This is a genomic window from Agromyces sp. NPDC056965 (assembly GCF_042673425.1).
Lineage (GTDB): Bacteria > Actinomycetota > Actinomycetes > Actinomycetales > Microbacteriaceae > Agromyces.
Genome location: NZ_JBHURI010000004.1, coordinates 56,264 through 80,285, shown reverse-complemented (window position 1 = coordinate 80,285; position 24,022 = coordinate 56,264). Strand labels below are relative to the sequence as shown.

General features: G+C 72.1%; 19 protein-coding genes. 10 read left to right on the top strand and 9 right to left on the bottom strand.

Features of this window, described 5'->3' with window-relative positions; genetic code table 11:
• Positions 1-148 precede the first annotated feature (148 nt).
• Entirely contained in the window at positions 149-568 is a 420-nt protein-coding gene (locus ACFTQE_RS02210; protein WP_376923529.1) for a hypothetical protein, read from the top strand.
• A 20-nt stretch (positions 569-588) separates the two neighbouring features.
• Here ACFTQE_RS02210 and ACFTQE_RS02205 read toward each other — a convergent pair whose 3' ends face one another.
• The 4 genes from ACFTQE_RS02205 to ACFTQE_RS02190 all read right to left on the bottom strand — a co-directional run bounded on the left by ACFTQE_RS02205 (position 589) and on the right by ACFTQE_RS02190 (position 6,172).
• Complete coding sequence (locus tag ACFTQE_RS02205) at positions 589-1,296, bottom strand: HAD hydrolase-like protein (protein ID WP_376923528.1); 708 nt, start codon at positions 1,294-1,296, stop codon at positions 589-591.
• Between the two features lie 68 nt (positions 1,297-1,364).
• Positions 1,365-2,060, bottom strand: coding sequence for an endonuclease NucS (gene nucS, locus ACFTQE_RS02200; protein ID WP_376923527.1), 696 nt, complete (start codon positions 2,058-2,060; stop codon positions 1,365-1,367).
• 48 nt (positions 2,061-2,108) lie between these two features.
• Positions 2,109-3,410: an MFS transporter gene (locus tag ACFTQE_RS02195; RefSeq protein ID WP_376923526.1), complete on the bottom strand. Its 1,302-nt coding sequence runs from the start codon at positions 3,408-3,410 to the stop codon at positions 2,109-2,111.
• Between the two features lie 248 nt (positions 3,411-3,658).
• A complete protein-coding gene (locus ACFTQE_RS02190; protein ID WP_376923525.1) occupies positions 3,659-6,172 on the bottom strand; it encodes a collagenase in 2,514 nt (837 codons plus the stop codon).
• Positions 6,173-6,519: 347 nt separating this feature from the next.
• Between ACFTQE_RS02190 and tdh the strand changes: the two genes are divergently transcribed.
• Positions 6,520-7,563 carry an L-threonine 3-dehydrogenase gene (tdh, locus tag ACFTQE_RS02185; protein ID WP_376923524.1) on the top strand — a complete coding sequence of 348 codons (1,044 nt, stop codon included), beginning with the start codon at positions 6,520-6,522 and terminating at the stop codon, positions 7,561-7,563.
• A gap of 2 nt (positions 7,564-7,565) precedes the next feature.
• Positions 7,566-8,756, top strand: a complete 1,191-nt coding sequence (locus ACFTQE_RS02180) for a glycine C-acetyltransferase (RefSeq protein ID WP_376923523.1) — start codon at positions 7,566-7,568, stop codon at positions 8,754-8,756.
• A gap of 24 nt (positions 8,757-8,780) precedes the next feature.
• Here ACFTQE_RS02180 and ACFTQE_RS02175 read toward each other — a convergent pair whose 3' ends face one another.
• Positions 8,781-9,545, bottom strand: coding sequence for an SDR family NAD(P)-dependent oxidoreductase (locus ACFTQE_RS02175; protein WP_376923522.1), 765 nt, complete (start codon positions 9,543-9,545; stop codon positions 8,781-8,783).
• An 87-nt stretch (positions 9,546-9,632) separates the two neighbouring features.
• Between ACFTQE_RS02175 and ACFTQE_RS02170 the strand changes: the two genes are divergently transcribed.
• The 5 genes from ACFTQE_RS02170 to ACFTQE_RS02150 all read left to right on the top strand — a co-directional run bounded on the left by ACFTQE_RS02170 (position 9,633) and on the right by ACFTQE_RS02150 (position 15,219).
• A complete protein-coding gene (locus tag ACFTQE_RS02170; protein ID WP_376923521.1) occupies positions 9,633-10,703 on the top strand; it encodes a LacI family DNA-binding transcriptional regulator in 1,071 nt (356 codons plus the stop codon).
• A gap of 149 nt (positions 10,704-10,852) precedes the next feature.
• The gene (locus ACFTQE_RS02165; RefSeq protein ID WP_376923520.1) at positions 10,853-11,794 is read left to right on the top strand and encodes an ATP-binding cassette domain-containing protein; all 942 of its coding nucleotides are present in this window, start codon (positions 10,853-10,855) and stop codon (positions 11,792-11,794) included.
• Positions 11,791-13,437 carry an ABC transporter permease gene (locus ACFTQE_RS02160; protein ID WP_376923519.1) on the top strand — a complete coding sequence of 549 codons (1,647 nt, stop codon included), beginning with the start codon at positions 11,791-11,793 and terminating at the stop codon, positions 13,435-13,437. Before ACFTQE_RS02165 ends, ACFTQE_RS02160 begins: the two co-directional genes overlap by 4 nt.
• A 55-nt stretch (positions 13,438-13,492) precedes the next feature.
• Positions 13,493-13,960 (top strand): GbsR/MarR family transcriptional regulator, encoded by a 468-nt coding sequence (locus ACFTQE_RS02155; protein WP_375836350.1) that lies wholly within the window; start codon positions 13,493-13,495, stop codon positions 13,958-13,960.
• A gap of 32 nt (positions 13,961-13,992) precedes the next feature.
• Positions 13,993-15,219: an amidohydrolase gene (locus ACFTQE_RS02150; protein WP_376923518.1), complete on the top strand. Its 1,227-nt coding sequence runs from the start codon at positions 13,993-13,995 to the stop codon at positions 15,217-15,219.
• Positions 15,220-15,270: 51 nt separating this feature from the next.
• Here ACFTQE_RS02150 and ACFTQE_RS02145 read toward each other — a convergent pair whose 3' ends face one another.
• The 4 genes from ACFTQE_RS02145 to ACFTQE_RS02130 all read right to left on the bottom strand — a co-directional run bounded on the left by ACFTQE_RS02145 (position 15,271) and on the right by ACFTQE_RS02130 (position 20,435).
• Positions 15,271-16,704, bottom strand: a complete 1,434-nt coding sequence (locus tag ACFTQE_RS02145) for an MATE family efflux transporter (RefSeq protein WP_376923517.1) — start codon at positions 16,702-16,704, stop codon at positions 15,271-15,273.
• Positions 16,705-16,799: 95 nt separating this feature from the next.
• A complete protein-coding gene (locus ACFTQE_RS02140) occupies positions 16,800-17,729 on the bottom strand; it encodes an alpha/beta hydrolase (RefSeq protein ID WP_376923516.1) in 930 nt (309 codons plus the stop codon).
• A 130-nt stretch (positions 17,730-17,859) separates the two neighbouring features.
• Positions 17,860-18,516 (bottom strand): response regulator, encoded by a 657-nt coding sequence (locus ACFTQE_RS02135; RefSeq protein ID WP_376923515.1) that lies wholly within the window; start codon positions 18,514-18,516, stop codon positions 17,860-17,862.
• Between the two features lie 182 nt (positions 18,517-18,698).
• Complete coding sequence (locus ACFTQE_RS02130) at positions 18,699-20,435, bottom strand: histidine kinase (RefSeq protein WP_376923514.1); 1,737 nt, start codon at positions 20,433-20,435, stop codon at positions 18,699-18,701.
• Positions 20,436-20,652: 217 nt separating this feature from the next.
• On the opposite strand from ACFTQE_RS02130, the gene ACFTQE_RS02125 reads away from it, so the two are divergent.
• Together ACFTQE_RS02125 and ACFTQE_RS02120 are read left to right on the top strand one after the other, a co-directional pair.
• Positions 20,653-21,843, top strand: a complete 1,191-nt coding sequence (locus ACFTQE_RS02125) for a D-alanyl-D-alanine carboxypeptidase/D-alanyl-D-alanine-endopeptidase (protein WP_376923513.1) — start codon at positions 20,653-20,655, stop codon at positions 21,841-21,843.
• A gap of 100 nt (positions 21,844-21,943) precedes the next feature.
• The gene (locus tag ACFTQE_RS02120; RefSeq protein WP_376923512.1) at positions 21,944-23,998 is read left to right on the top strand and encodes a M13 family metallopeptidase; all 2,055 of its coding nucleotides are present in this window, start codon (positions 21,944-21,946) and stop codon (positions 23,996-23,998) included.
• The last annotated feature ends 24 nt before the right edge of the window (positions 23,999-24,022 follow it).

Genomic DNA, 24,022 nt, shown 5'->3' with positions numbered 1-24,022 from the left:
CCGATCATGCGCGCAGGTCCCTCGAATGGGGGAGATTCTTGCGCTCGATCGGGTTCGAGCATTCGTCATGTTATGAATCCGCCATGAGCCTCGTGGGCGGGCTACGCTGGGCGGAGCGGCCGAGTGCCGCGTGGCGGAGGGGGCCGCGATGGACGATCGATCGACCGCGGACGAGCGGATGCCCCGTGCGCGGCGCCGCGCCGGGCTGTCGCTGCTGGTCGTCGTCGCGGCCGGACTCGCGCTCGCCGGGTGCAGCACGGGCACCGAGACGCTGCCCGCGCCGGTCGTCGTGCAGCTCGACGACATCGACGGCGAGACGATCGAGGTCATCGACGGCAACGCGATCGACCTGGCGGGCGACGACGAGACGTACACCGAGTGGGACGCCGAGATCGACGATCCGGCGATCGTCGAGTTCACGCCGGGGCGCGACGACGGGAGCGCCCAGTTCAACCCCGGCCTCACGGCGACGGCGGTCGGTTCGACCGCGGTGAAGCTCGAGAACAGTGCGACCGGCGAGACGGTCTCGTTCACCGTCGAGGTCGTGCCGGCGACATCCGGCTACTGACGACCGCGGCGCGGCCGGCCTCAGCCGAGGAGCAGGCTCCGCAGCTGGTCGGCCGAGTGAACGACCGCCATGGCGTCGGCGGCTTCGGCGGGCGAGCCGTAGCCCCACTCGACGAGGATCGTCGGCACGCCGTTCGCGAGGGCGCCGAGCGTGTCGTAGCCGCGATCGCCGACCATCACGGCGTGCTCGGTGCTGATGCCGAGTTCGTTCAGGCGCCGCAGCGCCTCGGCGACGACATCGGCCTTCGTGCTGCGCTGCTCGTCGTCGCTCGCGCCGGCGATGACGGTGAAGTACTGGCTGAGGCCCTGGTGGTCGAGCACCTTGACCGCCATCGACTCGGGCTTGGAGGTCGCGAGCGCGACGGGGATGCCCGCCGCATGCAGGCGCTCGAGCACGCCGGCCACGCCCGGGAAGACGGGGGAGCGCAGCACGTGCTCGCCGTAGTGGTCGCGGTAGATGTTGAGTGCCTCCCACGCCTCGGCGTCGTCGAAGCCGGCACTCAGGCGGAGGCTGTCGAGCAGCGGCGGGCCGACGTAGGCGCGCAGCACCTCGTCGCTCGGCACGGGAAGTCCGAGCTCGGTGAACATGTGCGCGAGCGACCCGGTGATGTCGGATGCCGAGTCGACGATCGTGCCGTCGAGGTCGAACAGCACGGCCGACCAGGTGCGGGTCGGCGTGGTGGTCGGCGCGGTCGCCGGCGGGATCGTCGTCAGGGGCTCGGTAGTCACCGTGACATCCTAGGGCGCGAAAATCCGAGGGACGCTCAGGTTCAGGTTCCGCGCGGATCGGCGCCGCGTCAGAACAGCCGGGAGTGCCCGTCGTCGACACCGCGCATCGCGTCGTAGTCGAGCACGAGGCAGCGGATGCCCCGGTCCTCCGCGAGGGTGCGGGCCTGGGGCTTGATCTCCTGCGCCGCGAAGACGCCGGTCACGGGCGCGAGGTGCGGGTCGCGGTTCATGAGCTCGAGGTAGCGGGTCAGCTGCTCGACGCCGTCGATGTCGCCGCGGCGCTTGAGCTCGACGGCGACCGAGGCGCCCGAGGCATCCGTCGCGAGGATGTCGACCGGGCCGATCGCCGTCATGTACTCCCGGCGCACGAGCCGGTGGCCGTCGCCGAGGAGTTCGATCTGCTCGGCGAGCAGCTTCTGCAGGTGCGCCTCCACGCCGTCCTTCTGCAGGCCGGGGTCGACGCCGAGCTCGTGGTTCGAGTCGTGCAGCACCTCGTGGATCGAGACGATCAGCTGGTCGGCCGTCTTCTGGTGCACGACCTTCCAGAGCTCGACGATGCCGGCCGAGCGCTGGTCGTCGTCGGGCTCGAGCGTCGTGAGGGTGCACGGCGGGCTCATCCAGTTCAGCGGCTTGTAGCTGCCGCCGTCGGAGTGCACGAGGAGGCTTCCGTCGCCCTTCACCATCAGCAGGCGGGTGGCGAGCGGGAGATGTGCCGCGAGGCGTCCGGCGTAGTCGACGGAGCAGCGGGCGATGACGAGGCGCACCAGTCGAGTGTACGGCGAGCGACGGCGAGCGACGGCCCGGCGCGGGCGTCAGGCCCCGGCGGCGGGGCCGTCGGATTCGCCGCCCGTGGCGCCCGGCAGGCGCGAGCGCTCGCGCGCCGCGGGTGCCGCGAGCCCGGCCATGACCATGAGCAGGAGGATCACGAGCAGGGCGTTCAGCAGGCCGAAGTGCTCGCCGAGGAAGCCGATGAACGGCGGGCCCACGAGGAAGGCGCAGTAGCCGATGATCGCCACGGCGCTCACGCGGGCGGCGGCCTGGGCGCGGTCGGGCACGTCGGCGGCCGCGGACATGCCCACGGGGAAGCCCATCGAGGCGCCGACGCCCCACATGACGGTGCCGACGACGATCACCCACACCTCGGTGCCGAAGATGAACAGGCTGAGCCCGATCACGCCGGTGGCGGCGAGCACGCGCAGCGTCGCGACCCGGCCGAAGCGGTCGACGAGGGGGCCGCCGAGCACGCGGGCGGTGGTCATCGACACCGCGAAGACCGTGAAGATGGCGGCGCCGACGGCGGGGTCGAATCCGTGACCGTCGACCGCCGCGAGCGTGAGCCAGTCGTTCGCCGATCCCTCGGCGAACGACATGCCGAGCATGATGACGCCGATGAGGAGCAGGCGCACGTCGCCCCAGACCCTGAGGCCGTCGCGGAACCGCTCGGTCCACGGGCGTGCGGATGCGGCATCCGCTCGCTCATCGGCGGCGGCCGGGTCGCCGAGTTCGCTGCGCTTGGGCACGAATCGCACCGACACGATCGCGGCGACCGCGATGACGGCGGCGATCGTCGAGAGATGCGCGACGACCGGCACCGCGAGCGCGGCGGCCGCAGCCGCGAGGCCGGCGCCCGCGACGGTGCCGAACGAGAAGAACGCGTGCATGAGCGGCATGAGCGTGCGGCTGATCTCGCGCTCGGCCTCTGCGCCCTCGACGTTCATCATGACGTCGACGGTGCCGTTGCCGAATCCCGCGAAGGCGAGGCCGATCGCGATGAGCGGCACGGACGGCACGAGCGAACCGCCGACGCCGATGAGCACGAGCCCGAGCGCGACGGCGACGAGCGCGCCGGCCATTCCGGCTCGCGCACCGAAGCGGGCCATGAGCGGGGGGGCGGCGACGAGGCCGAGCACGGAGGCGATGGACCCCGCCAGGATGACGAGCCCGACGCCCTGGGTGCTGAGCCCGGTCTCGTCGCGGACCTCGGGAAGCCGGGCGACCCAGCTCGCGAGGCTGAGGCCCGAGAGGAAGAAGATGGCGAAGATCGCGTTGCGCCAGGCGATGAGCTCGTGGCGCGCGCGGGTCGTGGTCGGGGTCGCCTGCTGGGGGTCGGTCATCGTTCGGCTTCTGTCTTCGGCGGTCGTGGCGTGTGCGGTCTCGAATCGGACCTTCGGGATTCCGTGAGGAATCGAATCGATTCGATTCGGCGATCAGTGAACGATATCTGGCGCGACGGCGGACCGCAACCGCGGCGGCCGTGCGGCCCGGGAATCCCCGGATCGCACGGCCGCCGGTCGTTCGATCAGTAGCTGGCGGTGACGCTCACCCCCGCGAAGTCCTCGACGCCCGTCAGGCCCACGTAGTTCTATCCGGCTGCTGGCCAGGCGACCACGACGCTCTCCTCGTTGCTGCCGCGGGTCGTCGAGCGCGCGACGTGCGCGTTCGCGTCGGCCCAGCCGTAGCAGTTGTAGTAGAGGTCGGCGTCGCCGGTGCCGCCCGTCGTCGTGACGGTCACCTGCGCGGTGCCCGCCGGAATCCAGATGAACAGGCCGTCGGTGTCACCGCGTGCGGCGGAGCGCCCCGAGCGGCTGCATCCGTCGTCGAGCTGACGGAGGTCGGACGCCGTGCACTCGGGGAGTGCCGGGGTGCCGCCGTCCGCGACCGTGACGGGGAGCGTGACCGTGCCGGTCGCCCCGTCGTCGTCGGTCACCGTCAGCGTGACCGAGTACGTGCCGGCCGCGGCGAAGGCGACCGTCGGGCTCGCCTCGGTCGACTCCTGTCCGTCGCCGAACTGCCAGCGGCGCGAAGCGATCGCGCCGTCCTCGTCGGTCGAGGTGTCGGTGAAGCCGACGTTCAAGCCGTCGACCGAGATGCCGAACGACGCCACCGGCACGCGGTTGACCGGGTCGGTGCCGCCGCCGAGGTCGGCGCTGCACTCGCCCGCAGCGCAGCGCGCGAGGTACGCGGCGAAGTCGGCGTCGTACCGCGTGCCGATCGTGTCGGTGATGTAGGTGCGGGCCGCGTCCCATTCGCCGGCACGGTACGAGCCGAGGATGGTCTGCAGCTCGGCGGGGCGCTCGTTGAGCATGAAGGCGACGGCGAGGTAGCCCCAGCGGTAGACCCGCTCCTGGCCGTGGTCGTAGTTCGTGTCGAAGAGCTGGCTGAGCGTATAGGTGCCCTGCGCGGCCGCCGCCTGCGCTGCCGTGTAGTCCTCACCCCGGTAGTGGTACGAGATGAACTCGGCGAAGCCCTCGACCCACCAGATGGTGGGCGTCTGCATCCCCTCCTCGAAGTCGCCGTGCATGTCGAACCGGCCGTCGAGGTAGTGGGTGTACTCGTGGTTCAGGTTCCACACCGCGAACGCCGGGCGGAGCCACTCCGCCTCGTAGGCGATGAATCGCGCCACGTTGTCGGCCGCCGAGGGGTCGCCCTCGAGGTACATCCCGCCGTTGTTCGTGTCGATGCCGAAGATGGCCCCCGCGTAGCTCTGGTAGTCGCTGCTCGAGTCGAACACGACGACCTCGATGCTGGAGTTCACGTCGTTCGGCACCGGCCCCGGATCCTTCGCGACCGCGTGGAAGTACCGGTCCTGCGCGAGCAGGCTCGAGCAGCTCGCGGCGAGCTGTTCGGCGCTGATCTCCTGGGCGCGGATCGTGATGCTCGAGGAGCACTCGTGCTCGGTGACGAGCACGGCGTCGGCGACGCGGTCGGAGAGGTCGCAGGTGCCGTAGTCGGCGCACGCCTCGGGGTCGTAGTAGTTCGCCATCTGGCCGAGAGCGACCCACAGCTGGGCGGTCGGCCCGTCGAGCGAGGTGCGCGTGAGCAGGTCGGCCACGAGCGGCTTCGCCGCGGCGCGCACCGAGTCGTCGCCGAGGAAGCGGGCGAGCTCGCGGCCCGCGTTCGTCGGCAGGAAGGCCGAGTCGCCGCCGAGCCGGTCGAGGTGGGCGACGGCGAAGTCGTGCAGGGTGGTGAGGATCGACGGATCCGCTGCCACGGCGGCGACGAACTCGGGCACCTGGTGGCCGCGGAACAGCACCGTGAACACATTGTTCACGGCATTGCGCATCCACCACGACGCCTCGTACTCGGCGTCGTACTCGGTGAGCAGCCGCTCGACGACGTCGAGGTAGCGGTCGTTGAGCACCGCGCTGTCGATGAGGATGACGGCCTCGCCGAGCACCTCGCCATTGGCGTCGGTGACGTCGCGCGAGCGCGGGTTGCCGAAGAAGGCGTCGAGCGCACCGGCCGCCGCTTGCGACAGCGCCGTCCCGTACTCGCCCACGTTCGCCGCGTCGTAGTACTGCACGTAGTAGCCCGCCCGGAGGAAGAGCACGAGCTGGCCGGCCGACGTCGAGTTGTCACCCGGGTAGGAGGAGGCGACGGAGCGGAGCGCGTTCGCGATCGTGACCATCTGCGCTTCGGCGAAGATCGCCTTGGCGTCGGCGCCCTTCACGAGGAAGAGCGCGTTGACGCAGTCGATCGGGCTCGCGGTGACGAGGTCGACGAGCGCCTGGCCGCCGGCTGCGGCGAAGTCCGCCGTCGAGCAGGTGTCGGCGGCGGACGCCTGCCGCCCCGCCGCGCTGGGGCTGCCGGCGGAGGGCCGCTCGGGAACGGCGACCTCGTCGCCGGCCTCGGTGCGGTGCACGGCGGCATTGGCCGTGAGCGGTGCCGCGGGCTCGGCATCGGGCGCGGGGAGGAGCGCGTCGCCCGATCCCGTGGCGGATGGGGACCCGGTGTCGGCCGCCGGGCCCGAGCCCGACGGAACCGGATCGGGCGGTGCCGCCGCGTTGGCCCCGAGCGGGGCGCCGAGGCTGAATGCGAGCACGAGCGACAGCGCGATGGCTGTGCTGGATGCGCGTCGTCGGATGGGTTGGGTCATCGTCGACTCCTGATCATCTGCTTCGGATCGAGCGAACCGGCGCTGCAGGTTCCCCGACCCTGTGCGATCCCCGGTCTCGGACCGGGGCGGCGCGTCGTCGTCGACGCACCGCGGTCATAGTGTCATATATCACACGTCACGCGCTACAATCTGTCCGAAGATCGCGCCGAGCCTCGTGCCTGGTGCCGGCCATCGATGGGCGACCGAGCGCACGTCGGCGCACCGCGGCGCTGAGTCATCCGCCGCATCGCCGGTACGATGGCTGAGTCATCCGGCGCACCCACCGGACCACTCGCATGAGCCGCCGCACCCAGCGGTTCATGTTCTGAACACTGGAGTTTCCTGCGATGAAGGCCCTCTTCAAACCCGCCCCCGGCGCCGGCCTGGAGTACGTCGATCGACCGGAGCCCGAGACGGGTCCGGCCGACGTGAAGATCCGGGTGCTCCGCACCGGGATCTGCGGCACCGACCTGCACATCGAGAAGTGGGACGACTGGGCCGCGTCGACGATCGCCGCGCCGCTCATCCCCGGCCACGAGTTCTTCGGCGAGGTCGTCGAGGTCGGGCCGCTCGTGCACGACGTCGCCGTCGGCGACCGCGTCTCGGGCGAGGGCCACATCGTGTGCGGCATGTGCCGCAACTGCCGCGCCGGCCGCCGCCAGATGTGCATCCGCACGAAGGGCGTGGGGCTGCACCGCGACGGCGCCTTCGCGGAGTACATCGTCATCCCGGGCGAGAACGTGTGGGTGCACCACGCCTCGATCGAGCCCGAGGTCGGGGCGATCTTCGACCCCTTCGGCAACGCCGTGCACACGGCGCTCGCGTTCTCGGTGGTCGGCGAAGACGTGCTCGTGACGGGCTGCGGCCCCATCGGGCTCATGTCGATCGCCGTGGCCAGGCACGTGGGGGCCCGCTTCATCGTCGCGACGGATGTCTCGCCCGCCCGACTCGAGCTCGCGCTCGCGATGGGCGCCGACGCCGTGGTCGACGTGTCGAAGGAGCGCGTTCGCTCGGCGCAGGAGCGCCTCGGCATGCGCGAGGGCTTCGACGTCGGCTTCGAGATGTCGGGATCGGCGAAGGCGCTGCCCGAGATGATCGAGAACATGAACCACGGCGGGCGCATGGCGCTGCTCGGCCTGCCCGCCGAGCCGTTCGCGATCGACTGGGGCAAGGTCGTCACCCACATGCTCACGATGAAGGGCATCTACGGGCGCGAGATGTTCGAGACGTGGAACTCCATGAGCGCGATGCTGCAGACGAGCCCGCAGCTGCGCTCGCGCGTCGCCTCGATCATCAGCGACCGCTACCCGGCCCGCGAGTGGCGGGCGGCGTTCGATGCGGCCGCCTCGGGCGGCGTGGGCAAGGTCATCCTCGACTGGACGGAGCTGTAGACATGTACGGAACGGTGAAGCAGCAGCTGCGCGCCGAGCTCGACGAGATCGAGGCCGCCGGCCTCACGAAGCGCGAGCGCGGCATCCACGGACCGCAGTCCTCCGAGATCGAGGTCGCGGGGCGCGAGGTGCTGAACTTCTGCGCCAACAACTACCTCGGCCTCGCGAACGACCCGCGCATCGTCGCGGCGGCGCACACGGGCCTCGACGAGTGGGGCTACGGCCTCGCGAGCGTCCGCTTCATCTGCGGCACGCAGGAGCTGCACCTCGAGCTCGAGCAGCGCGTCTCCGAGTTCCTCGGCTACGACGACACGATCCTCTTCTCCTCGTGCTTCGACGCGAACGGCGGCGTGTTCGAGGTGCTCTTCGGGCCCGACGACGCGATCATCTCCGACGAGTTGAACCACGCCTCGATCATCGACGGCATCCGCCTCTCGAAGGCCCGGCGCTACCGGTACAAGAACCGCGACCTCGCCGACCTCGAGGCGCAGCTGATCGCGGCATCCGATGCCCGTCGCCGGGTGATCGTGACCGACGGCGTCTTCTCGATGGACGGCTACATCGCACCCCTCGCCGAGATCTGCGACCTCGCCGACGAGTACGGCGCGCTCGTGTTCGTCGACGACTCGCACGCCGTCGGCTTCGTCGGCGAGCACGGGCGCGGCACGCCGGAGCACTGCGGCGTCGAGGGCAGGGTCGACATCACGACCGGCACCTTCGGAAAGGCGCTCGGCGGGGCATCCGGCGGGTACGTCGCCGCCCGCCAGGAGATCGTCGACCTGCTCCGCCAGCGCGCGCGGCCCTACCTCTTCTCGAACACGCTCGCGCCCGCGATCGTGGCCGGCACGATCCAGGCGCTCGAGCTGCTCGCCTCCTCGGGCGAGCTGCGCGAGAAGCTGCGGGCGAACGCGGCGCTCTTCCGTTCACTGATGGCGGATGCCTCGTTCGAGCTGCTGCCCGGCGAGCACCCGATCGTTCCCGTCATGTTCGGCGACGCCGCGCTCACGGCCCGCATGGCCGATGCGCTGCAGCGGCACGGGGTGTACGTCACGGCGTTCAGCTTCCCGGTCGTGCCCCGAGGCGCCGCGCGCATCCGCGTGCAGCTCTCGGCCGCGCACTCCGATGACGAGATCCGTCGTTGCGTCGCCGCCTTCGTCGCTGCTCGCGACGAGGTGACGGCGGCGGCGGAGTAGGCCGAGCAGGAGCTGTGGTCGGCGTCAGCGTCCGCGCGCGCCGACCCGGGCGCCCAGCGAGCGGGGCGCGAAGCGGCTGAGGGCGACGATCGCCCGGTACCGGAACGAGGGCACCGAGACGGCCTTGCCGCGCGCGGCGTCGCGCAGGCCCTCGGCGACGACCGTTCGGGCGTCGAGCCACATCCAGCCCGGAATGCCCTCCTGCCCCGGCGGCAGCCCCAGTCGCTCGTGGAAGTTGGTGTGCGTGTAGCCCGGGCACACCGCGGTCGTCGTGACTCCCTGCGGTCCGTACCGGCCGTTCGCCCACTCGCTGAACGCGACGAGCCAGCCCTTGCACGCCCCGTACGTCGATCTCGGGATGAACGCGGCGACCGAGGCGACGTTGATGATGCGGCCGCGCTTGCGGGGGAGCATCGCGCGGAGCGCCGCGTGGCTGAGGCGCATGGGGACCTCGACGTGCAGTTCGAGGTGGCGCACCTCGTCGTCGATGTCATTGCCGGCGAAGTCGAGCGGCAGGCCGAAGCCCGCGTTGTTCACGAGCAGGTCGACGGGCCGCTCGGGGTCGGAGAGGCGCGCGACGACCCGATCGAGGTGTCGCGGCTTCAGCAGGTCGGCGCGCAGCACCTCGACCTCGACGCCGTGCGTGCGACGGATTCGCGCGGCGAGCTCGTCGAGGGCGGTGCGGTCGCGCGCCACGAGCACGAGGTGGGCGCCGGTGGCGGCGAGCTGTCGGGCGAACTCGGCGCCGAGCCCGGAGCTCGCACCGGTGATGAGGGCGGTTCTCGACATGCGGCCGAGCCTAGGGGATGCCGCGCACTCGGGCGTCCTCCGCCCCGCGAGTGCCGGATCGAATCGATTCGGCCTAGACTCGGGCGCATGCAGCCCGATGCAGCTCCCCGCCCGACGCTCGCCGATGTCGCGGCGCGCGCCGGGGTCTCGCAGTCGACCGCCTCGCTCGCCTTCAGCGGCTCCGGCCCTGTCTCGGATGCCACGAAGGAGCGGGTGCTCGCCGCGGCATCCGAGCTCGGCTACGCCGGCCCCGACCCGCGCGCCCGGTCGCTGCGCCGCGGGCGGTCGGGCATCGTCGGCGTGGTGCTCGAGGAGCGGGTGCGCGCGGCGTTCCTCGACCCCGTGAAGATCCAGATGCTCGACGGCATCTCCGAGGGCATCGCGCCGCTCGGCGCGGGCCTGCTGCTCCTCACCGACACCGGCGAGGCGGGCGAGAACGCCGTCAGCATCGAGAGCGCGCCGGTCGACGCGGTCGTGCTCATCGGCTGCAGCCCGCGTCTCGCCGTCTCGATCGAGGCGCTGCGACGCCGCGGCATCCCGGCCGTCGCCATCGAGGGGGAGACCGGCGAGGACATCCCCGAGATCTCGATCGACAACCTCCAGGCGACCCGGCGCGGTGCCGAGTACCTGCGACAGTTGGGCCACACGGATGTCGCGGTCGTGACCCTGCCCTTCGACGCGGCACGCACCCGTGGGCCGCTCACCGACGAACTGCTGCAGTCGAGTACCGCCGCCACCGCGAGCCAGCGTCTCGCGGGAGTCCGCGCGGTGTTCCCCGAGGCGACGGGGCGCGTCGCCGGCGCGAGTTCGATCGAGGAGGGGCTCGAGGCCGCGCGGGCGCTGCTCGCGGATGCGGCCGACCGGCCGACCGCGATCATCGCCCAGAGCGACCTGCTCGCCGCGGGGGTCATCCAGGCGGCCGAGGAGCTCGGCATGCAGGTGCCGGCCGACCTCAGCGTGCTCGGCTTCGACGGCATCCGGGTCGACGGCCTGCAGCACGACCTCACGACGCTCGCGCAGCCCTCGGTCGCGAAGGGGCGCGCGGCGGGCGAGGCCGTCGTGCAGATGCTCGCGGGCGAACCGCCGGAGTCGAGGTGCTTCACGAGCACGCTCCACGTCGGCGACACGACGGCGCCGCCGCGATCCGCGTCGGTCTGACCCGCCCCGCGGCGGGCCGACCCGCCGCGCTGCGGTCTGACCCGCCCCGCGCGGCGGACTGACCCGCCCCGCGGCATCCGTCATACCCGGCCGTTAGGGTTCCGTTAGGAAGATTCACAAATTTGTGAATCAGGCGTAGTCTCGGCCGCATGAACACCCTCATCGAAACACGCGGCCTCGAGAAGAGCTTCGGCCGCGTGCGTGCACTCGACGGGCTCGACCTCAGTGTCGAAGCCGGCGAGGTGCACGGGTTCCTCGGCCCGAACGGCGCGGGGAAGTCCACCACCATTCGCGTGCTGCTCGGCCTGATCCGGTCCAGTGGCGGCCACGCGACGCTCTTCGGCCGCGACCCCTGGCGCGACGCCGTCGAGCTGCACCGCCGCATCGCCTACGTGCCGGGCGACGTGAACCTCTGGTCGAACCTCTCGGGCGGGGAGTCGATCGACCTGCTCACTCGCCTCCGCGGGGGCGCGACAGACAAGCGCGCCTACGCGGCGCGGCGCGAGCAACTCGCCGAGGCCTTCCAGCTCGACCCGACGAAGAGGGGCCGCACCTACTCGAAGGGCAACCGGCAGAAGGTCGCCCTCATCGCCGCCCTCGCGACGCCCGCCGACCTCTACATCCTCGACGAGCCCACCTCGGGCCTCGACCCCCTCATGGAGGCGGTCTTCCGGCAGGAGATCGCGGCGCTCCTCGGCGACGGTGCGACCGTGCTGCTGTCGAGCCACATCCTGTCCGAGGTCGAGCACCTGTGCGACCGCGTGAGCATCATCCGCGCCGGGCGCACCGTCGAGACGGGCACCCTCGCCGAGCTCCGCCACCTCACCCGCACCGAGATCTCCTTCGCCGGCGAGGGGCTCGACCCGGGCGGGTTCGCGGCCATCCCCGGCGCGCACGACCTCGTGGTCGACGGTGCTCGCGTGCGCTTCACCGCCGACTCCGACGCCATGCCCGAGGTGCTCGCGGCCCTCGCTCGCCTGCGCGCCACGGGGGTCACGGTGAACCCGCCCTCGCTCGAGGAGCTGTTCATGCGGCACTACCACGATGAGGTCGACGAGTCCGCTCGCTCGAGCCTCGAGGGCGTGCGATGAACACCCTGCCCACCCTGCTGCTCGCGCGGTTCCGGCGCGACCGCGTGCAGATCGTCGTGTGGCTCGCCCTCTTCGCGCTGCTCGAGGTCGTCGGCCACGCCGCCGTCACCGAGACCTACGGCGACGAGGCCGAGCGGGCGAGCGTCATCCGGCTGGTCATCATGAGTCCGGCCATCCTGATGCTCCGCGGCACTCCGCAGGGCACCGCGCCCGACGCGTTCCAGTTCTTCCTGCTGTTCGGCTTCCTCGGGCTCATGATCGGACTGATGATGACCTTCCTCGCCGTGCGCCACACGCGCGGCGACGAGGAGGCGGGCCGGGCCGAGCTCGTCGGCTCGACGCCCGCCGGTCGCATCGCGCCGCTCCTCGCGACGGCGCTCGAGGGCGTCATCCTGAGCGCGCTCGTCGGCGCGATCATGGGCGGCGTGGCCTGGGCGTACGGCGCGGATGCCTCGGGCGCCCTCCTCTACGGCGCGGCCATGTCGGCCGTGGGCATCGCCTACCTCGGCGTCGGGCTCGCGTGCGCCCAGCTCATGCGCACCCCGCGCGGCGCGAACGGCCTCGCGGCCGCGATCGTGACCCTCGGCTACGCCCTTCGCGCGATGGGCGATGCCACGGGCACCGTGCAACCCGACGGCCTCAGCATGGAGGCGGGCTGGTGGAGCTGGCTGAGCCCCATCGGCTGGGGGCAGGCCGTCGCGCCGTACACGCACCAGCTCGTCTGGCCGCTCGCGCTCTGCGTCGGGCTCGGGGGCGTGCTCTTCGCCGCTTCGGCGTGGCTGCAGTCGCACCGCGACCTCGACTCGAGCATCGTGCCCGAGCGAGCCGGGCGCCTGCACGCGCCGCTGAGCCTCTCGGGCCCGATCGGCCTCGTCTGGCGCACGCTCCGGAACCCGGTCATCGGCTGGGTCGTCGGCGGCGCGCTCTTCGGCCTCGTGCTCGGTGCCGTGGGGCAGACGGTCGTCGACCTCGTGAACACGCCCGACGGCGAGGAGGCGGGGCAGGCGATCAGCGACACCCTCGCCTCGCTGGCCGGGCCGAACGCCGAGGGCGGCCTCATCGACCTCTTCACGACCGGGCTCTTCGGCCTCGTGGGCGTGCTCGCCGCGGTCGGCGGCGTGCAGGCGGTCATGCGCGCCCGACAGGACGAAGCGGGCGGCACCGCAGAGCTCGTGCTCGCCGCACCCGTCTCCCGCTTCCGCTGGTTCTCGGCCTACCTCCTGATCGGCGCCGTCTCGGTCGCCGGGGTGCTCGCCTTCGCGGTGCTCGGCGCCTTCGTCGGGCTCATCGGCTCGCCGGATGCCGGTGAGCGCATGTCGACCGTCGCCGAGGCAGGGCTCGCCCAGCTGCCGGCCTGCCTCGTGATCGTCGCGGTCGCCGCCCTCGTGTTCGCCCTCGTGCCGCGGGCCTCGATCGCCCTCGGCTGGGCGGTGCTGCTCGTCGCGATCGTGCTCGGCCAGTTCGGCGGGCTCTTCGGATTCCCGGAGTGGCTGCGCGACGTCTCGCCGTTCAGCCACACGCCGATCGTCACCGCCGAGACGATCGACTGGACCGCGGCGTGGGTGATGGCCGGCATCGCGGTCGTCGTGGCGGCGGGGGCCACCGCGCTCGTGCGGCGACGGGATCTGGCACTCGGCGGGTGAACGCGGGCGCGGGGCGTCCGCCGGACGCCCCGCCGATTCTGTGAGGATGGGGAGCATGGCGCGAGACGAACAGGCGATGAACGAGTTCGTCGAGCAGTCCGCCGCGGCGATGGCCGAGGCGGGCTTCCCACGCATGCCGGCGCGCGTGCTGATGGCGCTCATCGCTGCAGAGTCCACCGGGCTCACAGCGCGGGAGCTGAGCGACCAGCTCGTCGCGAGCGCCGCCGCGATCTCGGGGGCGGTGCGCTACCTGCAGACCCTGCGGATGGTGCGCCGGGTCTCGCAGCCCGGGTCGCGACGCGTGCTCTACGAGCTGCCCGAGCACGCCTGGTACACGGTGACGATGGGCAAGAACCCGCTCTACGACCACCTCGAGGTGCTCGCGTCGAAGGCCGTCGCCGCGATCGACGACCCCGACTCGCTCGCCTCGCAGCGCATCGCCGAGATGAGCGACTTCTTCCTCTTCATCCAGCGGCGCATGCCGGAGCTGCTCGTCGAGTGGCGCGCCGAGCGCGGGGCGTGAGCCCGCCGCTTCTCCGCCCCTAGGCTGACGGCATGACCCTCGACCTCGCTGCCGTCTACCGCGACCTGCACGCCAACCCCGAGCTCTCGTTCCAGGAGCACCGCACCGCCGGCATCGTGGCCGAGACGCTCGAGGCGCTCGGGCTGACGGTGACGAAGGGCATCGGACGGACCGGCGTCGTGGGCGTGCTCGAGAACGGCGACGGCCCGGTCGTGCTGCTCCGCGCCGACATGGACGGCCTGCCCGTGCTCGAGGCCACCGGCCTGCCGTACGCGAGCACCGCTCGCGGCACCGACCCCGACGGGCACGACGTGCCGGTCATGCACGCGTGCGGCCACGACGTGCACGTCACGTGCCTGCTCGGCGCCACCGAGCGACTCGTCGCCGACCGGGCCGCATGGTCGGGCACCCTCGTCTCGCTGTTCCAGCCCGCCGAGGAGTGGGGCGGCGGCGCCGAGGAGATGATCGCCGACGGGCTCTACGACCGGATCCCGAAGCCCGACGTCGTGCTCGGCCAGCACGTCGCCCCGTTCCCCGCCGGGTTCGCCGCGGTGCGCGGCGGCGTCGCGATGGCCGGCGCCGACTCGCTCACGATCCGCCTGCACGGCACCGGCGGGCACGGCTCCCGGCCCGAGACGACGGTCGACCCCGCCTACCTCGCGGCATCGACGGTCGTGCGCCTGCAGGGCATCGTCGCCCGCGAGCTGGCGGCGACGGATGCCGCGGTGGTGACCGTCGGCCAGATCCACGCGGGCCTGAAGAACAACATCATCCCGGCGGAGGCGACCCTCGGGCTCAGCATCCGCACCTTCGACGAGACCGTGCGCACGAAGGTGATCTCGGCGATCGAGCGCATCGCCCGCGCGGAGGCCGCGGCCTCGGGTGCGCCGCGCGAACCCGAGTTCGACTACGAGGAGCGCTTCCCGGTCACGGTGAACGAACCGGCCGCGACCGAGCGCACCGCGGCGGCGCTGCGCGCGGTGCTCGGCGAGCAGCGGGTCATCGACCCCGGCGTGATCTCGGGCAGTGAAGACGTCGGCGTGCTCGCCACGGCCGCCGGCGTGCCGCTCGTGTACTGGTTCCTCGGCGGCTCGGACCCGTCGCTCTTCGGCGACGCGCTCGCCACCGGCCGCATGCCCGACGACATCCCGTCGAACCACTCGCCGTACTTCGCCCCGCTCATCGAGCCCACGCTCGGCGCCGGGGTCGATGCGCTCGTCGCCGCGGCGCGCGAGTGGCTGGGCGAGCCGGCCGCCTGAGCGCCGGGAGCCTGAGCGCCGGCCGCCTGAGCGTGCGTCGGCCCGGCGCCCTCAGCGTCCGGCGCCGACCACCATCCAGCTCGCGCCTCGTGCTCGCAGGCCGAGCGTGACCGCCCGCGCCCCGAGGTAGCCGATCGCGAACGCGGCCATGAGCCATGCCGGACCGGCGGCACCGGCCGGCGCGACGGCGACCACCCAGAGGGCGAGCGGCACGAACACGACGAGGTTCACGATGCCCGTCCAGGCGAGGTAGCGGGCGTCGCCGGCGCCGATGAGCACGCCGTCGAGCACGAACACGATGCCGCCGAGCGGGGCCGAGAGCGCGAGCACCACGAGCGTGGGGGGCAGGAGCGCCGCGACATCCGCCGAACTCGTGAAGAGCGACGGCAGCACCCAGGCCGTCGCGAGCAACAGGACGCCGATCACGGCGCCGCTGCCGAGGCCCCACTGCAGGCAGCGGCGCAGCACCGCGCGCACGCCGGCGACGTCGCCGGCGCCGAGGTCGCGGCCGATGAGCGCCTGCGCCGCGATGGCGAGGGCGTCGAGCGCGAAGCCGATCGTGAAGTAGATCGTCATCGCGACCTGGAAGGCCGCGAGCTCGTTGGAGCCGAGCGACGTGGCCGACCACGTCGCGAGCAGGAGGGCGAGCCGCAGGCTCAGCGTGCGGAGGAACAGCCAGCCGCCGGATGCCGCGCCGCGGAGCACGCCCGCATGATGCGGCCACGGGCTCGCGCCGGCGCGGGCGGCGTGCCGGGCGACGACGACGAGGTAGACGGCCACCATGCCCCACTGCGCGACGACGGTGCCGAGGGCCGACCCGGCGATGCCCCAGCCGGCGACGTAGATGAAGACGTAGTTCAGCGCGATGTTCACCGCGAAGCCGATGCCCGCGACCCAGAGCGGTGTGCGCGTGTCCTGCAGACCGCGCAGCAGCCCGGTGGCCGCGAACACGATGAGCATCGCGGGCAGCCCGGCCATCGAGATCGACAGGTAGACGGATGCCTCGGCCGTCACCGCCTCGGAGGCGCCGAAGAGCCCGACGAGGGCCGGCGCGGCGAACCACCCGGCGACGGCGAGCACGAGGCCGATGCCGAGTGCGAGCCAGAGCCCGTCGATGCCCGAGGCGACGGCGCCCCGCACGTCGCCGAGCCCGACCCGGCGCGCGACGGCGGGTGTGGTGGCGTAGGCGAGGAACACCATCAGGCCGATGATCGTCTGCAGCACCGCGCTCGCGAGGCCGAGGCCGGCGAGGGGAATGGCGCCGAGGTGGCCGATCATCGCGGTGTCGGCGAGGAGGAAGAGGGGCTCGGCGATGAGCGCGCCGAGCGCGGGCACCGCGAGCCGGAGGATCTCGCGGTCGACGCCGGCTCGTGGCGCGGTCGTCGGGGCGGACGCGTCCTTCGAGGCGGAGGCGTGCGTCGGGGCGGACGCGTCCTTCGGGGCGGAGGGGGAAGCGCTCTGCGGCTCGTTGCGATGCTCGTTCATGGGCGTCTCGAGCCTACGGGCGCCGGCCGACGGCGGGGTGTCCGCGGTGACGCGACGAGCGGGAGCGGCCCGCCCCCGCTCCCGCTCGCGCGGACTCAGGCGAACGAGTTCACGACTCGCTCGTCGCCGATCTCGTCGATCTCGTCGAGGTCGATGGCCGCGATGCCGCCGTCGACGAACGAGCTCACGGCGTCGAGGGTCTGGTCGGCGGCGAGCACGCGACCGTGCCCCTGGCCGCTCGTGAGCAGCAACCGCGAGTTCTCGCCGTGGGCGGCGTGCAGGCGTTCGCTCTCGCTCGCGGCGATCTGCGCGTCGTCGCGGTCGTGCACGAGCAGGAGCTCGATGTCCGGCGGCATCGGTGCGCGCACGGCGTCGAAGTAGCGCCACGGATCCTCGAAGTCGGAGAAGACGCGTTCGCGATACCGATCGCGCTGGATCTCCGCGGCCCGCTCGCTGAGGCCGACGTAGCCGGCGAACGCGTCGAAGAGGTACCTGCCCGAGGAGACGGGGGCGATCGCCGCGACGCGGGGCGCCGAGACGCCCTCGCGCACGGCGTTGATCGCGGTGAGGGCGCCGAGCGAGTGCCCGACGATGGCCTCGAACGGCCCGTAGCGCTCGTGCATCGCGTCGATCGCGTCGATCCACGTGCGGATGACCGTGCGACGCCCGTACCCGTCGCCGTGCGCGGGGGCGTCGAACGCGACGAGGCGGTATCCGCCCGCCCGCAGCTCCCGCACGATCGGCGCGAACTGGGAGGCGCGGCCGCGCCAGCCGTGCACGAGCAGCACGGTGCGATGACCGGATCCCCATTCGTAGGCGACGCCCTCGCCGCCCGGGAGTCGCAGCGGGCGCCGGCTCGCGGTCTCGTGGACGCCGCGTTCGGAGGCGTGGACCCGGCGCACCGGTCGGGAGCTTCCGAACATCGGCGCGGAGACCCTCGCCGCGAGGGCGGGGGAGATCAGGTCGGCGGCGCGGGCGACGCCGATCGCGGCATTCGTCATCGGGATGGCAGCGGACAGGGCCATGGCAGATCCTCTCGGTCGCGCGCATCGATCGCGCAGCCAACACTCTGGCCGCCCGTGAGCGGAGCCGCCATGGGCCTAGGTCGCCGGTGTGCGCACGCCCGGATCGGGCCGGAGCGCGAGCCCGGCGGGCTCAACCGGCGACACCGTCGAGATAGCGGATGACCGCGAGCACCCGCCGGTGGTCGTCGGCGGCGACGGGCAGCCCGAGCGCGTCGTAGATGTTCGAGGTGTGCTGCACGATCGCCTTCTCGGTGAGCACGAGCCGTTGTCCGATCCAGGCGTTCGATCGGCCCTCCGCCATGTAGGCGAGCACCTCCCGCTGCCGCGGCGTGAGCTCGCGCACGACCCCGGCGCCGCGGCCGGCACGCGACATGAGCACGGCGACGATCTCGGGGTCGAGCGCCGTGCCGCCGTCGACCACGCGGTGCAGGTCGTCGCGGAAGGCGGGGATGTCGGCGATGCGCTGCTTCAGCAGGTAGCCGACGCGAGCGGCGCGGCCGTCGAGCAGTTCGATCGCGTACCGGCGCTGCACGTACTGCGAGAGCACGACGATCGCGGTGTCGGGGTGCTCCTCGCGGATGCGGACCGCGGCGCGCAGCCCTTCGTCGTTGTTCGACGGCGGCATCCGGATGTCGGTGATCACGAGGTCGGGGCGGTGGGCGCCGACCTCGGCCATGAGCGCGTCCCCGTCGCCGACCGCAGCGACCACGTCGAACCCGCCCTCCTCGAGCAGGAGCCGCAGCCCCTGCCGGAGCAGCACCTCGTCCTCGGCGATCACGACCCGCATGGCACCTCCGTGGTCTTGATGCGCATGGCAGCTCCGCGGTGACGCTCGGCGATCACGACCCGCATGGCAGCTCCGTTGTCTTGATGCGCATGGCAGCTCCGCGGTGACGCTCGGCGATCACGACCCGCATGGCAGCTCCGTGGTCTTGATGCGCATGGCAGCTCCGCGGTGACGCTCGGCGATCACGACCTGCATGGCAGCTCCGCGGTGAGCAGTGTGCCGCCGCCGGGCGGGCTCGCGAGCGACATCCGCCCGCCGATCGCGTCGATGCGGTCGCCGAGCCCGGCGAGGCCTCGATCGTGTCGGTCGGTGGCGCCGCCGATGCCGTCGTCGGCGACCTCGATCGTGAGCACGTCGGCCCGGCGGACGAGCCGCACCGAGGCCGAGGCGGCCCTCGCGTGCTTGGCAGTGTTCGCGAGCCCCTCGGCGACGATGAAGTAGGCGACGTTCGTGACCATCGCCTCGAGCGGGGACTCGAGGCCGCTCGTCTCGAGTCGTGTGGGGATCGGCATGCGGTCGACGAGGTCCTCGGCTGCGAGCACGAGCCCGCGCTCGACGAGGGCGGCGGGCATCACGTCGTGCACGAGGCGGCGCAGGGCATCGGCCGCCGCCTCGATGCCCTTCCGCAGCTCGGCCGCCTCGAGCCGAGCCGCCGCGTCGTCGGCACCGCCCTCGATGCGGCCGGCCTCGAGGGCGAGCAGCACGAGCTGCACCTGCAGGCCGTCGTGGAGGTCCTTCGCGATGCGCAGGCGCTCGCGGTCGGCGGCCTCGACGAGGCGCACCCTCGAGTGCCGCAGCGCGGTCTGGCTCGTGCGCAGTTCGGTGGTGAGGCGCTCGCGGGCGATGGCGATCGCCGCGACGCGGCCGACGGCCTTCACCCGACCCGGCTCGGGCAGCAGCGAGGCGTCGTAGATGATCGCGCCCACCGGCAGCCCGGCGGACTCGATGACCACGGCATCGCGGCCGTCGCGGTTCGGGAGGTCGACGGTGACCCCGCGATCGTCGACGAATCCGTCGCGCACCGGCAGCCAGTAGACGACGTCGACGCTCGGGTCGCCGAGCGCGCGTGCGATCGCGGCGCGCAGCGGTGCGCGGCCGGGCTCCTCGGCGCCGAGCCACGCCGCGAGTTCCTCGGCCTCCGCGGTGCGTTCGAAGCCGCCGACCATCACGCCCACCGCGAAGGCGACGGCGATGCCGGCGACGAGCGCCAGCTGGATCGCCGCGACGACGGTCAGTGGCAGCGGGCCGAGTGCGAGGGCGACGGTCGGGATGAGCAGCACCGAGCCGACGCCGTAGCCGTAGAGCGGAGCGAGCACCCGCCGTCGAGCCGGGGAGGCGCGGCGCAGGCGGTCCACGAGCACGAACGCGGTCGCGACCGACAGTGCGAAGGCGGCGATGCGCTGCACGGTGGCGCCGGTCCCGGCCAGCTCGGCATCCATCGGTACGCCGAACGGCTCGAGGATCCCGGCGGCGAAGACGGCCGTCGGCATCTGCAGCACCGTCGCGGTGAGGTACGCGGCGACGACGATCACTCGCGAGCGGGTGTCGGGCAGGCGCCCGCTCGGGAACGCGAGGAGCAGGTGCACCGTGACCGCGATGATCACGGACGCGAAGATCGCGCCCATGACGGCGGCGATGGGTGCATCCGTGTTGATCAGGCCGGCGACGAGGGTCGCGATGCCGCCGATCCAGATGATGAGGCCGATGCGGCTGCCCGGGCGGCGTCGCCAGGCGACCGTGCCCGCGACGAACCACACGAGCGCCACGAGGGGGAACAGCAGGACGACCCAGACCGAGGCGTCGACCGGCAGGAGCATCGCCACCTCGAGCAGCGCGAAGAGCGTGCCGAGCGACAGCAGGAGCGTCAGCGCCGCCCCGAGCGACCGGGCGAGCGGCGGCCCGGGCGTTCCGCGTTCCACGTGACCTCGCCTCCGAGCGCCGACAGGGTGGCCTCAGTGCACATCATGGCCGATTCCGGCGCGGACCGGAATGGACCCAGGTCCACTCCGGTCGTTCTCGACGGGATCCGCTCCGAATGCCGTATGTCTGGAGGTGCTCGGTGCCGTAGGCTTCTGGCCAGTCAGTGAAGATACGTTTCGTATGTTGCGCCCGAGTGGTGCGGTGAGGGGATGACCGATGACAGCGGTGGCGACGCGCACGACGGCGAGCGGTGCCGATCCGAGACTCGGCGCGGCGCGCATCCACGTCATCGACGTCGCAGACGGCCGGGTCGTCTTCGATCGCGACGGCGACCTCCCCGGGCCGACCGCGAGCGTGCTGAAGCTCCTCACCTCCGCCGCGGCCCTCGCCGCCCTCGGCCCCGATCACCGCATCGCGACGCGGGTGGTCGCCGGCTCCGAGCCCGGCGAGATCGTGCTCGTGGGCGGAGGCGACGTCACCCTGACCCGGCTCCCCGTCGGAACCGCCTCGTTCTACCGCGAGTCGGCGCACCTCGAGACCCTCGCCGACGCCGTGCTCGCGGCGATCGGCGACGGCACGGTCGACCACCTCGTGCTCGACGACTCCCTGTTCTCGGGTGAGCCCTGGCTGCCCGAATGGGACGTCGAGGGCCGGAGCCCCGAGGGGTACATCCCCTTCATCACGGCGCTCCAGGTCGACGGCGATCGCGATGATCCGACGATCGACGACACCCCGAGGAGCGAGGACCCGGTCGGGCGGGTCGGCACGGCGTTCGCGGAACTCGTCGGCCGTGGCCGCGACATCCGCATCACCCGCGGTCGCGCCCTCCCGTCCGCCGAGGTGCTCGCGGAGGTCCTCTCCCCGCCGCTGTCCGAGCTCATCCGCTTCGGCCTCGAGACCTCCGACAACGCGCTCATGGAATCGCTCGCGCGGCTCTCGGCGATCGCGATCGGCGAGTCGGCCGACTTCGCCGGGGTCTCGCGGGCGATCCCCGCCCTGCTCGCGCGCTGCGGCCTGCCCGTCGATGGGCTGACCCTCCGTGACGGCTCGGGCCTCAGCGACCGCAACTCGGTGCCCGCGCGCTTCGTGGCCGAGCTGCTGGTGCTGGCGCATCGCCGCGAGCACGGGCTCGGCGTGATCGACGACATGCTGCCGACCACCGGCCCGAACGGCACCTTCAACCGCCGTCGCTTCACGGGCGACGACGCGATCGTCGGCGACGCGGTCCGCGCGAAGACCGGCTACATCAACATCGTGTGCTCCCTCGGCGGCATCGTGCGGGCCGCCGACGGCACCGAGCTCGCATTCGCGGTCTACGCGGTCGGCGAGATGATGGGCGATCCGGCACGAGCCGCGATCGACGCGTTCGTCGCGAGCCTGTATCTCGAGGGCGCCGACGCGGCCTGACCCCCGGGAGATCGGGGAAAGCTGCGAGGTCGCCGGACGCCCGCGCGTCGCCCGCATCCCGAGTGCCCGATCGTCGGCACCCGCGTTTAGGGTGGAGGGCATGACCGATGTCGCGCTGCCCTCCGGAATCAAGCAGGACGAACTCGACGCGGGCATCCGCCCGCAAGACGACCTCTTCCGACACGTCAACGGCAAGTGGATCGAGCGCACCGACATCCCGGCCGACAAGGCCAGGTACGGCTCGTTCCTCGTGCTCCACGAAGAGGCCGAGCACGCCGTGCGCGAGATCATCGAGGAGTCGCAGGAGGCCGAGCCCGGCACCGAGGCGCGCAAGGTCGGCGACCTGTACGCGAGCTTCATGAACGAGGAGCGGGCGAACCTGCTGGGCGCCACTCCCATCGCGGGCCAGCTCGTCGAGGTCGACCTCATCGACTCGGTCGATGCGTTCCTCGAGACCCTCGGCCGGCTCGAGCGCCAGGGCGTGCCGGGCTTCCTGCAGCTCTACGTCGACAACGACCCGGGCGACCCCGAGCGCTACCTCGTCTTCGTCGAGCAGGGCGGCATCGGCCTGCCCGACGAGAGCTACTTCCGCGAAGAGCGCTTCGAGCCCGTTCGCGAGGCGTACCGTGCGCACCTCGAGCGGATGCTGCGGCTCGCGCAGCTCGAAGCGCCGGGCGACCGTGCCGCCCGGGTGTTCGAGCTCGAGACGGCGATCGCCGCAGCGCACTGGAGCAACGTCGAGACCCGCGACAGCGAGAAGACCTACAACCTGTTCTCGTGGAGCGACGCCGTCGCCGAGGCATCCGTCGACCTGAACATCTGGCGCGACGCGATGGGCGTGCCCGCCGGCGCATTCGACGAGATCGTGCTGCGCGAGCCCTCGTTCGTGCAGGGGCTCGGCGCGCTGCTCACCGACGACCGCCTGCAGGCCTGGAAGGACTGGCTCGCCTGGCAGGTCGTGCGCGGCAGCGCCGCCTACCTCTCGAACGACTTCGTCGAGGCGAACTTCGACTTCTACGGCCGCACGCTCACTGGCACCCCGCAGATGCGCGAGCGATGGAAGCGCGGCGTCTCGCTCGTCGAGGGCGCCATGGGCGAGGCCGTCGGCCGCATCTACGTCGAGCGGCACTTCCCTCCCGCGGCGAAGGAGGCGATGGACGACCTCGTCGCGAACCTCGTCGAGGCGTACCGCCAGTCGATCGACGCGCTCGAGTGGATGGGCGAGGAGACCCGGGCGAAGGCGCTCGACAAGCTCGCGAAGTTCACGCCGAAGATCGGCTTCCCGGTGAAGTGGCGCGACTACTCCTCGCTCGAGATCACCGACGACCTCGTCGGCAACGTGCGGGCGACGGCCGAGTTCGAGTTCAACCGCGAGCTCGGCAAGATCGGCAAGCCGCTCGATCGCGACGAGTGGTTCATGACGCCGCAGACCATCAACGCCTACTACAACCCCGGGTTCAACGAGATCGTGTTCCCGGCGGCGATCCTGCAGTACCCGTTCTTCGACGCCGAGCGCGATGCCGCTGCGAACTACGGTGCGATCGGGGCCGTCATCGGGCACGAGATCGGGCACGGCTTCGACGACCAGGGCTCGAAGTACGACGGCGACGGCCGCCTCACCGACTGGTGGACCGAGGCCGACCGCGCCGCGTTCGAGGAGCGCACGACGGCGCTCATCGCCCAGTACGACGCACTCGTGCCGTCGCAGCTCGCGACCGCGCAGCCGGGTGCGGCCGGCGAGGGCGACGCTGCGGCCGGCGAGGGCGACGAGCAGGTCGGCGGCGAAGCGGATGCCTCGAACGGCGCGCCGCACGTCAACGGAGCCCTCACGATCGGCGAGAACATCGGCGACCTCGGCGGCCTCGCGATCGCGTGGAAGGCGTACGTGATCTCGCTCGGCGGCGACGTCGACTCGGCGCCGGTGATCGACGGACTCACCGCCGCGCAGCGCTTCTTCCTGTCGTGGGCGCAGGCCTGGCAGATGAAGGGCCGTGACGAGGAGGTCGTGCGCCTGCTCGCGATCGACCCGCACTCCCCGAACGAGTTCCGCTGCAACCAGATCGTCAGGAACATCGACGAGTTCTACGCTAGCTTCGAAGTGACTCCCGATGACGCCCTCTGGCTCGAGCCAGCCGAGCGCGTGACGATCTGGTAGTCGCAAGTACAACCGAGCAAATTC